The sequence below is a fragment of the Roseovarius sp. EL26 genome (assembly GCF_900327775.1).
GTDB lineage: Bacteria > Pseudomonadota > Alphaproteobacteria > Rhodobacterales > Rhodobacteraceae > Roseovarius.
In genome coordinates this window covers 685,418-698,353 of record NZ_OUMZ01000007.1, presented here as the reverse complement: position 1 = coordinate 698,353, position 12,936 = coordinate 685,418, and the positions used below count along the sequence as shown (strand labels likewise).

General features: G+C 53.7%; 10 protein-coding genes. 7 read left to right on the top strand and 3 right to left on the bottom strand.

The window, feature by feature from the left end:
• Positions 1-32 precede the first annotated feature (32 nt).
• The 7 genes from D9A02_RS11335 to D9A02_RS11305 all read left to right on the top strand — a co-directional run bounded on the left by D9A02_RS11335 (position 33) and on the right by D9A02_RS11305 (position 8,941).
• Positions 33-1,325, top strand: a complete 1,293-nt coding sequence (locus D9A02_RS11335) for a capsule biosynthesis protein (protein WP_120502500.1) — start codon at positions 33-35, stop codon at positions 1,323-1,325.
• 92 nt (positions 1,326-1,417) lie between these two features.
• A complete protein-coding gene (locus D9A02_RS11330; RefSeq protein WP_254054608.1) occupies positions 1,418-2,560 on the top strand; it encodes a polysaccharide biosynthesis/export family protein in 1,143 nt (380 codons plus the stop codon).
• A gap of 8 nt (positions 2,561-2,568) precedes the next feature.
• Positions 2,569-4,578, top strand: coding sequence for a capsular polysaccharide biosynthesis protein (locus tag D9A02_RS11325; protein WP_120502498.1), 2,010 nt, complete (start codon positions 2,569-2,571; stop codon positions 4,576-4,578).
• Between the two features lie 236 nt (positions 4,579-4,814).
• Positions 4,815-5,738 carry a choline ABC transporter substrate-binding protein gene (locus D9A02_RS11320; RefSeq protein WP_120501068.1) on the top strand — a complete coding sequence of 308 codons (924 nt, stop codon included), beginning with the start codon at positions 4,815-4,817 and terminating at the stop codon, positions 5,736-5,738.
• Positions 5,739-5,813: 75 nt separating this feature from the next.
• A complete protein-coding gene (gene choW, locus D9A02_RS11315; RefSeq protein WP_120501067.1) occupies positions 5,814-6,644 on the top strand; it encodes a choline ABC transporter permease subunit in 831 nt (276 codons plus the stop codon).
• A gap of 3 nt (positions 6,645-6,647) precedes the next feature.
• On the top strand, positions 6,648-7,673 hold the full coding sequence (choV, locus tag D9A02_RS11310; protein ID WP_120501066.1) for a choline ABC transporter ATP-binding protein: 1,026 nt from the start codon (positions 6,648-6,650) through the stop codon (positions 7,671-7,673).
• 266 nt (positions 7,674-7,939) lie between these two features.
• Positions 7,940-8,941, top strand: coding sequence for a DUF4105 domain-containing protein (locus D9A02_RS11305; protein WP_120501065.1), 1,002 nt, complete (start codon positions 7,940-7,942; stop codon positions 8,939-8,941).
• Positions 8,942-9,125: 184 nt separating this feature from the next.
• Here the strand turns inward: D9A02_RS11305 and D9A02_RS11300 are convergent, their stop codons facing one another.
• The 3 genes from D9A02_RS11300 to D9A02_RS11290 are packed head-to-tail and all read right to left on the bottom strand — an operon-like array spanning position 9,126 to position 12,819.
• On the bottom strand, positions 9,126-9,911 hold the full coding sequence (locus D9A02_RS11300) for a xanthine dehydrogenase family protein subunit M (protein ID WP_120501064.1): 786 nt from the start codon (positions 9,909-9,911) through the stop codon (positions 9,126-9,128).
• A gap of 11 nt (positions 9,912-9,922) precedes the next feature.
• Positions 9,923-12,286, bottom strand: coding sequence for a xanthine dehydrogenase family protein molybdopterin-binding subunit (locus D9A02_RS11295; protein ID WP_120501063.1), 2,364 nt, complete (start codon positions 12,284-12,286; stop codon positions 9,923-9,925).
• 47 nt (positions 12,287-12,333) lie between these two features.
• Complete coding sequence (locus tag D9A02_RS11290; protein WP_120501062.1) at positions 12,334-12,819, bottom strand: (2Fe-2S)-binding protein; 486 nt, start codon at positions 12,817-12,819, stop codon at positions 12,334-12,336.
• Between the last annotated feature and the right edge of the window lie 117 nt (positions 12,820-12,936).

Sequence of the window (12,936 nt, the reverse complement as noted above, 5' to 3'; positions counted from 1 at the left end):
ATGATTTCAAACAAATTGCAGGTAATCAGATTATGCGTGAACCAGTGAACGCAGACCGGGTGTTTCTTTTTCTTCAAGGACCGCACGGGCCGTTCTTTTACAAATTGGGTAAAATGCTCGAACAAGCGGGTGCAGCGGTTTGGCGCGTTGGCTTTAACGCTGGCGACCGGGCGTTTTGGCCAGCTGCGGCGTCTTATATTCCTTACCAAGACAATATCAATGACTGGTCCAATACGCTTTTAAATATTGTGACTGATAAACGGGTCACTGATCTTGTTCTCTACGGTGACACCAGACGTATCCATGCAGATGCGATAAAAATCGCGCATCAGCATGATTTGCGCATCCATGTTTTCGAAGAAGGCTATATGCGCCCCTATTGGGTCACCTATGAACGCGGTGGCTCAAACGGAAATTCGCGCCTGATGGATATGACCATCGCACAAATGCGCGACACTCTGGAGCAGTCCGACATCGATAGCCCCATCCCCCCAGCCAGCTGGGGAGATATGCGCCAACATGTTTTTTACGGCGCAGTCTATCACGGTGTAGTCTTGCTATTGAACCGTCACTACAAGAATTTCCTACCGCACCGATCACTCAGCATTTCAGAGGAATTCAGGCTTCACTTCAAGCGCTTACTCTTTATGCCTCATCATTCCATACAGCGCCGAATTGCGACACTTAGGATCAAACGCGGCAGCTTTCCCTATCATCTGGTTTTGCTACAACTCGAGCACGACGCATCATTTCAAGCGCATTCGCCCTTCTCAACTATCACGGAGTTTCTGGAAACCGTAATCGAAGGTTTTGCCAAAGGTGTACCAACACATCACCACCTGATCATCAAAGCACATCCCCTAGAGGACGGGCGTTCATCGTTTGTAAAAGAACTGAAGCGTATTGCTCAAACGCATGCCGTTACCGGCCGCATCCATTATATTCGGGGTGGAAAGCTTGCCGCCCTTCTGGATCAGGCGCGCAGCGCTGTGACCGTCAACTCGACAGCGGCTCAGCAGGTGTTATGGCGCGGTATCCCGCTGAAAACTTTTGGTGATGCAGTTTACGCCAAGCCAGAGTTTGTAAGCACACAAACCCTGCCCGATTTCTTCAAAGAACCTAATCGCCCAGATCGCCGCGCCTATATTGATTATCGCCAGTATTTACTGGAAACCAGCCAGGTCGCAGGTGGGTTTTATTCAACAAAAGGCCGCAGGCAATTGCTTAGACAGGCAGTTGACATGATGCTGGCTGGTAATGACCCTTATGATGCGATCAGATCGGGCACCGCGTCTCCGCGGCAACAGTTGAATATTTCCGCATAAACCCTCGCCGCACCACTATAGATTTAACACACAACCTTATTTAGTGTACGGGTCAATCAATAACACAAGAATCATATTGAGGGATTTAAGCGGTGAATTGCCTTTATGTTAAGCTGGCAAAGTCAGTTACGGCTGCTGTTATCATCTCAGCTGTGTCGTCTTGTGCCCTCCCGAGGGTTGGCCCAACCAAAGCTGAAATTTTTTCCGGATCCGTAGAACGTTCGGGCGATGCATTTATCGTCAGTGTCGATGACCGGGTCCTCAAGGCAACAGCTGTACAAAAGTCTCTGGGCTTTTCCGATAGTTTCAAATCTGCAGGGTTGGTCGGATCGGATACCATCAACCCCGGTGACACTTTGGGTCTGTCGATCTGGGAAAACGTTGACGATGGGCTGTTGTCTAGCCAAGTTGGCGGTCAAACCGCACTGGAAGAAATACAGGTCGACGGTGAAGGCTTTATCTTCGTCCCCTATGCTGGACGTGTTCGCGCAGCTGGTAACACGCCAGAGGGCGTGCGGCGGATCATCACCAACAAGCTAATGGAGCAAACGCCAGACCCGCAGGTACAGGTACGCCGAATTGCGGGCAATGGCTCGACCGTATCATTGCTTGGCGGTGTTAGTGGCCAAGGCGTGTATCCCATTGAGCGACCAACACGGACGCTGTCACGGATGATTTCTGCGGCTGGTGGAATCAGCATCGAGCCGGAAACTGCCCTCGTCAGCGTTTTACGCGGAAATCAAAAAGGCACGATCTGGTTTCAGGATCTGTTCAAAAATCCACAATACGATATCCCTCTGCGCAGTGGTGACCGGGTTGTCATAGAACAAGATACCCGCACCTATACAACACTTGGTGCAACCGGCGCTCAGGCTCACCTGCCATTTCGGCGGCCGGTATTGTCGGCGGCCGAAGCAATCGCCGGTGCTGGTGGTCTATCATCCACCACTGGTGACCCGACCGGTGTATTTGTCTTGCGCAATGAACCCTCTGAGATTGCCAATCAAGTGATGGGACGCAATGACCTTCAAGGCAGCCAACGCTTGGTTTATGTCATGGACATAACAGAGGCCAACGGACTGTTCATGCTGCGAGATTTCACCATCCGTAATGGCGATACAATCTATGTGACCGAAGCCCCCTTCTCTCAGTGGAGCAAACTCGCCGGTGCGCTTACCGGGACCTTGGGTGCAGTTGGTTCGATCTCAACCGCGGGCGACACTTTGGGGCTTTGATGTCCAGCATGCCTGATCAATCTGCGCGTCAGGGTGACCAGCCCCGGCGCGCTTACTATTTCAACGCAGGCTTTTTAAAACAAAAACGCGTCCGGCGCATTTTAGAGCTGGCAGGATATGACCTGAAGCTGGGCCAACCGCGAGGCGATGATCTTATCGCGGTCTGGGGCCGCGGTCCTTATGCCCACCGCGGCGAGGCCATGGCAGAAAAAACCGGAGCCAGCTTGATCCGGATTGAAGACGCCTTTCTGCGGTCCTTGTTTCCCGGGCGCAGTGGAGAGCCCCCCCTTGGCCTGATGGTCGATCATCAAGGCGTGCACTTCGACAGCCAGCATGCATCAGACCTTGAGCTCCTTCTTGCCACGCACCCGCTGGATGACACCCCATTACTGAACCGTTCCCGTGCGGCCATCGCCCGCCTGCGCGAGGCTCATCTGAGCAAATACGCAGCCTTTAAGACTACAGCTCCCCTGCCCGATCCCGGCTACGTCCTAGTGGTGGATCAATTACACAAAGATGCCAGCGTTAAATACGGTCAGGCGGACGCTAACACTTTCAGGGAAATGCTGACCTGTGCCCAGCTGGAGCATCCCGGCGCCCAGATCTTGATCAAGACACATCCGGAAACCATTCAAGGCCATCGGGCCGGTTATTACTCGGTCGATGATGCCAACGACCGTATCCAACTCCATTCTGACCCGATCAGCCCCTGGCACCTGCTAGAGGGCGCATGCGCGGTGTATACCGCCAGCTCGCAAATGGGGTTTGAAGCGATCTTTGCCGGTCACCGCCCGCAGGTTTTCGGCCAACCCTTTTATGCGGGCTGGGGCTTGACCGAAGATCGCAATCCGCGCCCTCTTCCACGTCGAGGACGCAACCTGACCAAGGCGCAACTCTTCGCGGCAGCGATGATATTGTATCCGAAATGGTATAATCCATTCCACGACCAGCTCTGCGAAATCGAAGACGTTATTAATACGTTTGAAGCCACAACTAGATGCTGGCGCGAAGATCACTCCGGATGGCACGCAGAAGAGATCCGCCTGTGGAAACGCCCCTCGTTTCAAACGTTTTTCGGCACACATAAGCGTGTGCGTTTTGGCTCCGCCAAGGACTCCAATGCCCCGCGCATGATCTGGGCCAGCAAAGCCACTACAAATGAAACCAATGTCACCCACGTCGAAGACGGTTTTTTACGCTCCAAAGGATTAGGGGCGGAACTAACACCGCCGCTATCGCTGGTTTGTGACGATTTGGGCATTTATTATGACCCCACAAATGAAAGCCGGTTAGAGCGCCTCATTACGCAACGTGCAACCCTGCGCCCCGATCAAGAACGCCGTGTCGAGGCGCTAATAACGTCCATCAAACGTGCCGGTCTCAGCAAATATAACATCGGTCAGGACATCAGTACGTTGACCAGCGGCCACCGCATTTTGGTGCCCGGACAGGTCGAAGATGACGCCTCAATCAAACAGGGTACTGGCCAGATCAACACCAACCTTGCCCTGCTGGAGCGAACCCGACAGCAGAACCCTGATGCGGTAATCCTTTTCAAACCACACCCCGATGTTGAGGCAGGCCTGCGCTCCGGCGCTATACCTGAGGCACAGGTTTCTGAACTGGCTGATCATATCTGCACGAATACAGATCCATCGACATTGCTGGAACATGTGGATGAGGTTTGGACCATGACCTCTCTGATGGGATTTGAGGCGCTGATGCGCGGCCTGCCCGTCACCACCACCGGTGCACCATTTTATGCGGGCTGGGGTCTGACTCGTGATCTTGGGGACATTCCCGCGCGGCGCACAGCCCGTCCCGACCTTCATGGCCTGATCCACGCCACTCTTATCGACTATCCTCGCTATCATGATCCGGTAACCGATCTGCCTTGCCCGGTCGAAGTCATCGTCGGCCGGCTCTCCAGTGACGCGCCGTTGCCACGCAATGCCCGCAACCGCCTATTGTCGAAACTGCAAGGTCTATTTGCCAGCCATACGAGATTCTGGCGCTAAACCCCACGAAACCGTCCTGTGTACTTAGTTTGCAGCGCTTTCGGCTCTCCCCTGTGGTGTACTCATGATGCTTTGTAAAAGTCGATTTTCTCGTTTCCGTTCACACTCCTGACGTCTTGGTGTACTTCTGATTTATGCGACTCGAATAGCCAGTATACGCCTCTAGATTTTTAAAACTTATACGGCTATACAAGAAACTGAACGAACAATAAAAATTCAACAAGGAGCCTTCCCCAATGTTTAAATTAACCGTTTCTGCGCTTGCACTGTCGACAGTTGCCTCTGCGGCTTTTGCTGATTGTGGCTCGGTCACCTTCTCTGATGTGGGATGGACTGACATTACAGCAACCACCGCAGCAACCACCGTTGTACTTGATGCGCTTGGTTATGAGACCAATGTAAAAATTCTGTCCGTGCCAGTCACATATGTTGGTATGGCCGAAGGCGACGTTGATGTATTTCTGGGCAACTGGATGCCAACAATGGAAGGCGACATCGCTCCTTACCGCGAAGCTGGAACCGTCGATACCGTGCGCGCCAATCTTGAAGGGGCCAAATATACACTGGCCGTAAATAAGGCTGCGATGGATCTGGGCATCAAAGATTTCGCTGACATTGCCGCACAATCTGAGGCGCTGGATGGTAAGATTTACGGCATCGAGCCCGGTAATGACGGCAACCGCCTGATCCAGTCCATGATCGATGATGACGCGTTTGGTCTGTCTGGTTTTGAAGTTGTCGAATCCTCCGAGCAGGGCATGCTGGCACAGGTTGACCGCTTGTCTGGCAAAGAAGAACCGATCATCTTTCTCGGCTGGGAACCCCACCCGATGAATGCCAACTTTGACATGGGCTACCTGACCGGCGGTGATGACTTCTTTGGCCCCAACCTTGGTGGCGCGACAGTCTACACCAACACCCGTGCTGGCTATGTGACAGAATGCCCTAACGTCGGTAAGCTTCTGAACAATCAAGAATTCAGCTTGGCCATGGAAAACGAGATCATGGGTGCAATCTTGAACGACGGCGAAGAGCCTAAGGATGCAGCCTCGGCCTGGTTGAAAGCAAACTCTGACGTGCTTGGCCCATGGCTCGACGGCGTCACCACCCAAGACGGTGGTGATGCAATGGCCGCGGTCAAGTCGGCCCTCGACCTTTAAGCCAGATAAGATGATGAATGGTCCCGGATTTTCCGGGACCATTTGTTTTGGATATATGCAAGATGGAGGGGCCTGATGGATTGGCTGGAAGAAAACAAGATCCCGGTTGGGAAGACCTCAAAAGCCATATTCGACTGGATGCAAGATGTCGGGGAGCCTTTCTTTGACGGACTTGCAACAGTCATGGAATGGCTGATTGATGCCATCTTGTGGGTATTGCAAACACCGCACCCTTTGTTGGTGATTGCCGGTTTTATCGGCATTACATGGATCTTGCAGCGCAATTGGAAGATCTGCCTGTTCGTGGCAGTTGGCAGCCTCTTCATCGTTAACCAAGGCTATTGGGAAGAAACCACTGAAAGCCTGACATTGGTGCTCTCGGCTTGTGTGGTTTGTATGGCCATCGGCATTCCCATCGGCATCGCAGCGGCCCACCGGCCTAAGCTCTATTCGGTGATGAGGCCCATTCTGGACCTAATGCAAACCCTGCCAACATTTGTTTATCTGATCCCAGCGATCGTGTTCTTTGGCCTTGGAATGGTGCCTGGACTTATCGCAACGGTGATCTTCGTAGTCCCTGCCCCAATCCGCCTGACTCATTTGGGCGTGTCCTCCACACCCACGCCATTACTGGAAGCGGCAGAGGCCTTTGGCGCAACCCCGCGCCAGACACTGTGGAAGGTCGAGCTGCCCTATGCCATGCCGCAAATCATGGCCGGTCTGAACCAGACGATTATGCTGTCGCTGTCGATGGTAGTGATCGCCGCCCTTGTTGGCGCCGACGGTCTGGGTGTGCCGGTGATCCGGGCGCTGAACACTGTGAATGCAGCCCTTGGATTTGAAAGCGGCTTTGTCATTGTTGTCGTAGCGATCATGCTCGACCGGGTTCTGAGAGTGGAGCATTAAGCCATGAGCAATGCAGTAGAATTCGATAACGTTTCCATTGTCTTTGGCGACAAACCACAAATTGCCCTACCTTTGATGGATGACATGAAAGAACGCGGAGAAATCCAGCGCGAAACAGGTCAAGTACTGGGGGTTCATGATTGCTCGCTCAATGTGGCCGAAGGGGAGATCCTTGTGCTGATGGGTCTGTCCGGCTCGGGGAAATCCACACTTTTGCGTGCCGTCAACGGGTTGAACCCAGTGGTGCGCGGTGCTGTGCGCGTTAGTGACAGCAGCACTATGGTGGATGTCACCAATTCTGATGCCGCTACCCTGCGACGGATGCGGCAGCACCATATTGCCATGGTATTTCAACAGTTTGGCCTGCTACCTTGGCGTTCTGTGCGTGAAAACGCCGGGCTTGGGTTAGAGCTGGGCGGAATGACCAAAGCCGAGCGTGATCAACAGGTTGACAAGCAACTTGCGCTTGTGGGCCTAACGGATTGGGCAGAACGCAAAGTTGGTGAACTTTCGGGCGGAATGCAGCAGCGCGTGGGCCTTGCCCGCGCCTTTGCAACCGAGGCCCCGATCTTGTTGATGGATGAGCCCTTTTCTGCGCTTGATCCACTGATCCGGACCAAGCTGCAAGATGAGTTGCTGGAGCTGCAGCGCGACCTAAAGCGCACGATCATCTTTGTCAGTCACGATCTGGATGAGGCGTTTAAAATCGGCAATCGCATCGCCATCATGGAAGGCGGACGGATTGTGCAATGCGGCACCCCGCAAGAAATCTTTTCCGCCCCGGCCAACGACTATGTCGCGGACTTTGTGGCCCATATGAACCCACTGGGGGTCCTCTGCGCCCGTGATGTGATTGAACCTGCAAATACCACCCCCACGATCACGGTCGCACCAGATACTGACATTCGTGAAGTCATGGCCCGGATCGGCGATAGTGATCAGCCGGTCGGTGTGATCGAAGATGGCCAGATCATCGGTCAGGTGACCAAAGATCGGGTCTTGGAAAAGTTACTGGATCCCCGAGCATAAGCCACACGGATCAAAACACCTTAGAAAAGCCGGGTACCAAGCCCGGCTTTTTGTTGTTTATGGCCCGATTGGTCACGTAGGATTTCATGTTTCTCTTGATCGACATCAGACGACGATGTAGCCAAACCCTTTGCCGCATTACATGAAACGCATCAGCACAAGACAACCCGGCGTCACACTCCAAAATCGCATTTCAACTTGTCAACACATGCGAAAATAGAGGATCAATACCGTCAAAGACTGCCACAAATATAACAGGCCAATTGATGATCAAGATCTTGAAAATCGTATTTAAAATCTCTCTTCTGATTACACTTTTGATCATGACCGTCTGGGGTAGCATGGCCCTGTGGTACAGATTACCGGGATACGACCAGTTACGCACCGGGGCGGCGGCCGTTTTTGCCCTTACTGGATTGGTCACCATCTTGGCCCAGTTTAGTTCAAAATCCACTCAGGCTTTGGCTGGGTTTGGTGTGGCTTTCTGCGTTCTTCTCTTTTGGTGGCAGTCCATAGATCCGCCCAAAAATGGGGGCTGGGCCCCTGATGTTGCTCGCCAAGTGACCGGCGAGATATCAGGCGACATCGTCACCCTGACCAATGTCCGCGAATTCGAATGGCGCAGCCCTGAGGATTTCACCGAAAACTGGACCACGCGGGAATTTGATCTGAGCAAAATCGACACTCTAGACGTTTTCATGTCCTATTGGGACAGTCCCAATATTGCCCATATCATCGTAAGCTTTGGGTTTTCTGACGGGCAGTATCTGTCTTGGTCGGTCGAAGTACGCCGCAAAATCGATAGCGGTTTTTCCCCGATTGCGGATTTTTTCAAAGAACACACCCTCGCCACGGTGGCCTCAGTTGAACAAGACGTCGTCGGGCTGCGTTCAAACATCAGAAAAGAGGATGTTCAGCTATACCGTATGAATATTCCCGCCAGCCCGGCACGTGCTTTGTTTGAGCAATATGTCAGCTACTCAAACCACTTGAGCGCAAACGCCCAATGGTACAACTCCGTTACGACCAATTGCACAACCGTGATTTATCAGTTGCTGGATGCCGCGGGCATAAAAAACAAATTCGACTGGCGCATACTGATCAATGGCTTTCTACCTGAGTATTTTTACGAACGTGGGATCGTACAAACCGCTCTTCCCTTGGCTGAGCTGCGCGAATTGGGCCGTATTGCCCCCCGGGCAAACGACACAGGACTTGTACAAGGGTTTTCGACTGCAATCCGTATCGGTGTTCCCACGCCTCATTAATGGCGCAAATCACCCTTTGATTTCCCAAGCGCAGCCCACTTTGCCACGTTCAAGGGATTGCTGATTTCAACAATCACCGCGTCAAAAACATGACAGCTGAACAGCATTTTCTTTATTTAACAAAGGCCTCCAACGCCCATTAAAGATGAAGGGCGTTGGAAATTCAATTCAGTTCTACAAAACGTCACGCAGAGGTGACAGCGCGGCGCGTCATCACATTCACCAAATGTGCACGATATGCGCCGGATCCATGCAGATCGGATATCATACCGGAACCATCGAGATTGAGCCCCTCCATGGCATCAGCTGAAAAGTTTGCGCTAAGCGCGGCCTCGGCCTCGGACCAGCGGAACACACCCTCTTCTGACGCGCCGGTGACAGCCACGCGCACGCCACTGGAGAACTTTGCGACAAAGACACCAACCAGCGCAAAGCGCGAGGCAGGTTGTTCAAACTTCACATAGGCGGCTCTTTCAGGTACCGGAAATCTCACCTCTACGATGATTTCACCGTCATCCAGCGCAGTGCCAAACAACCCGTCAAAGAAATTATCCGACCCAATTTCGCGCCGGTCTGTGACGATTGTCGCGCCCGAGGCCAAAGCCCCAGCAGGATAGCAAGCCGAGGGGTCGTTGTTGGCAAGGCTTCCACCAATTGTACCGCGATTGCGCACCGCGGGATCGCCAATGTTTGCCGCCAAACTGGCCAAGGCAGTGTAGCCCTCGACGCCGGCAGCGACTTCGGAATGGGTTGTGGCACCTCCAAGACAAACCCTGCCATCATCATCACGGCAAATGCCCCGCATTTCACCAATGCCCGACAGGCTGACCAGTTTTGATGGCATGGCAAGGCGTTGCTTAAGTGTCGGGATCAGGGTTTGACCGCCGCCAAGTGCTTGCGCCTCTTCTGTCCGTAATGCCTCCACTGCGTCTGCGATGGTGGCGGGGCGTTCGATATCAAATGCATACATGATTTTTCTCCTTACCCTTGCATCGCTGACCAGACGCGCGACGGCGACAGTGGCATATCGATATGTGTGACATCGTGGCCTGCACGACGCAGGGCATCGACAACAGCGTTCACCACCGCAGGTGGCGACCCAATCGCCCCTGCTTCGCCACAGCCTTTCACGCCCAACGGGTTGTGCGTACAGGGCGTCTGACAGGAATGATCCACGGCAAAGAACGGCACATCATCCGCCCGCGGCATGGCGTAATCCATGTAAGAGCCGGTCAGCAACTGACCATCCTCATCATAGCTACAACCTTCCAACAACGCCTGCCCAATGCCCTGTGCGATGCCGCCATGAACCTGACCATCAACGATCATTGGATTGATCACATTGCCAAAATCATCTGTGGCCGAAAAACGCTCGATCGTGACCTTGCCGGTATCAGGATCTACTTCAACTTCGCAGGCATAGGCCCCTGCAGGGTAGGTAAAGTTCGCAGGATCATAGAACGCCGTTTCTTCAAGTCCCGGTTCGATCTCATCCAATGGATAGTTATGCGGCACATAAGCGGCCAGCGTCACATCACCCCAGGCCACAGATTTATCCGTGCCAGCAACGCTAAACTGACCATCCTTCAGCTCAATGTCTGCTTCAGCAGCTTCCATGAGATGTGCGGCTATCTTTTTGGTCTTGCTGATAATCTTTTCGGCCGCCCGCACCATGGCCGAGCCGCCCACGGCGATAGAACGCGAGCCATAGGTGCCCATGCCCATCGGCACATTGGCCGTATCCCCATGACTGATTTCCACCATTGAAGCATCAATGCCGATCATATCTGCAATCACCTGTGGGAAAGACGTCTCATGCCCCTGCCCGTGGCTGTGTGATCCGGTCATCACAACAATGCCACCGGTCGCATTCACCCGAACAGTCGCGGATTCATACAGTCCCGCACGCGCACCAAGTTGGCCCACCAGATTTGAGGGCGCGATCCCGCAAGCCTCGATATAACAGTTCACGCCAAGACCTCGGATCAGGCCCTTATCCGCGCTGGCTTTGCGCCGCGCATCAAACCCGGACAGGTCTGCAATTTCTTCCAGTTTATCCATGGTGGCATTGTAATCGCCGGTGTCATATTCCACAGCCACGGGCGTGGCATAGGGGAATTCAGTGATGAAGTTTTGCCGCCGCAGCGCAATCGGATCAAGGCTTAGCTCACGCGCGGCTTTGTCAATCACCCGCTCCAGCTGGAATGTTGCCTCGGGCCGCCCGGCCCCGCGATAGGCGTCAACTGGCACGGTATTGGTGAAGACCGCCTTGACGTTCACATAGATCAACGGTGTCTTGTAATTCCCCGCCATCAACGTGCCATGTAGCCATGTCGGTACAGATGGCGCAAAGGTTGACAAATACGCGCCCATATTGGCATGCGTGTCCGTGCGCAGCGCGACAAAATTGTTGTCTGCATCCAGTGCCAATTCGATCTTGGTCACATGATCACGGCCATGCGCATCTGACATAAAGGCTTCTGATCGGCTCGACGTCCATTTTACCGCGCAGTTCATGGCCTTGGCGGCAAAGGTGCAAAACGCCTCTTCCGCGTAATGGAAGATCTTGGACCCAAACCCGCCACCCACATCAGGTGCGACAACCCGTAACTTATGCTCTGGAATGCCCAAAACAAAAGCACCCATCAACAACCGGATGACATGCGGATTTTGTGAGGTGGTATAAAGCGTGCTATCGCCAGTGGCACGGTTGAAATCGCCAACTGCAACGCGCGGCTCCATTGGGTTAGCAATCAGGCGGTTATTGACCAGCTCCAGCGTCGTGACATGTGCCGCGCCTTTGATGGCCGCATCAACCGCATCACGGTTCTCTTCAACAAAGCCCCAGTCATAGCAAAGATTGCTGGTCAGATCGTCGTGGACCTTGGTTGATCCATCCGCCAGTGCCGCTTTCATATCAACCACAGCAGGCAGGTCATCAATATCAACTTCGATGGCTTCGGCTGCATCTCGCGCCTGCTCACGGCTCTCCGCAACCACAGCAGCGATAATTTCGCCAACATGCCGGACCTTGCCTTGTGCCAGCACCGGGTGCGCCGGTTCCTGCATCACTTCGCCGTGCCGATCGGTGATTTGCCAACCACAGGGTAACCCGCCTACCTCGGCGAAATCCGCACCCGTAAAGATACGCAGCACGCCGGGCATCTGTGTGGCGGCAGATGTATCAACATTACTAAGCACCCCATGCGCCACGTCCGAGCGCAGGAAATGCACATAGGCCTGACCCCGCAAGTTAATATCATCGGTATAATTCCCGGTTCCGCTTAGAAACCGCACGTCTTCGCGCCGTTTGGTACTGGCGCCAATGCCTCCATCTGCTGGCATATCAAATCCTCCCTATCGGGTTCACGGGTCACGCCCGCCCCTGCGCCTTATTCGGCGGCGATTGCGTCTGCGTCTTGACCGCTGGCGGCCAGAATGGCTTTGACGATGTTATGATACCCGGTGCAGCGACAGATATTGCCTTCCAGATAGTCGCGGATCTCTGCCACGGATGGTTTTGGATTGTCCTGCAGCAAAGCTGCCGCAGACATCACCATGCCCGGCGTACAAAACCCACATTGTAACCCGTGATGGTCCTGAAACGCCTGTTGGATTGTACCCAATGACCCATCGGCATTTGCCATCCCTTCGACGGTGGCCACCTCGGCGCCCTCAGCTTCGGCAGCAAACATGGTACAAGCCTTGACCGCCTTGCCGTTCACATGAACGACGCAGGCCCCACATTGGCTGGTATCACAACCGACGTGTGTCCCCGTTAAATTCAAAGTTTCGCGTAGAAAATCGACAAGTAGCGTGCGGCCTTCAATTTCGCCCGACGCGGCCTTGCCATTCACGGTCATGGTGACCTGTGACATTGGCTCCTCCCAGTAGCTATTTTTTCTTGGCTAGGGCGAGTTAAACACGGGGCCGCTTACATGAGAAGAAAAAACTTTGCGATTGGTCAGGTTTCCACACCAAAGCGCATATTCGTG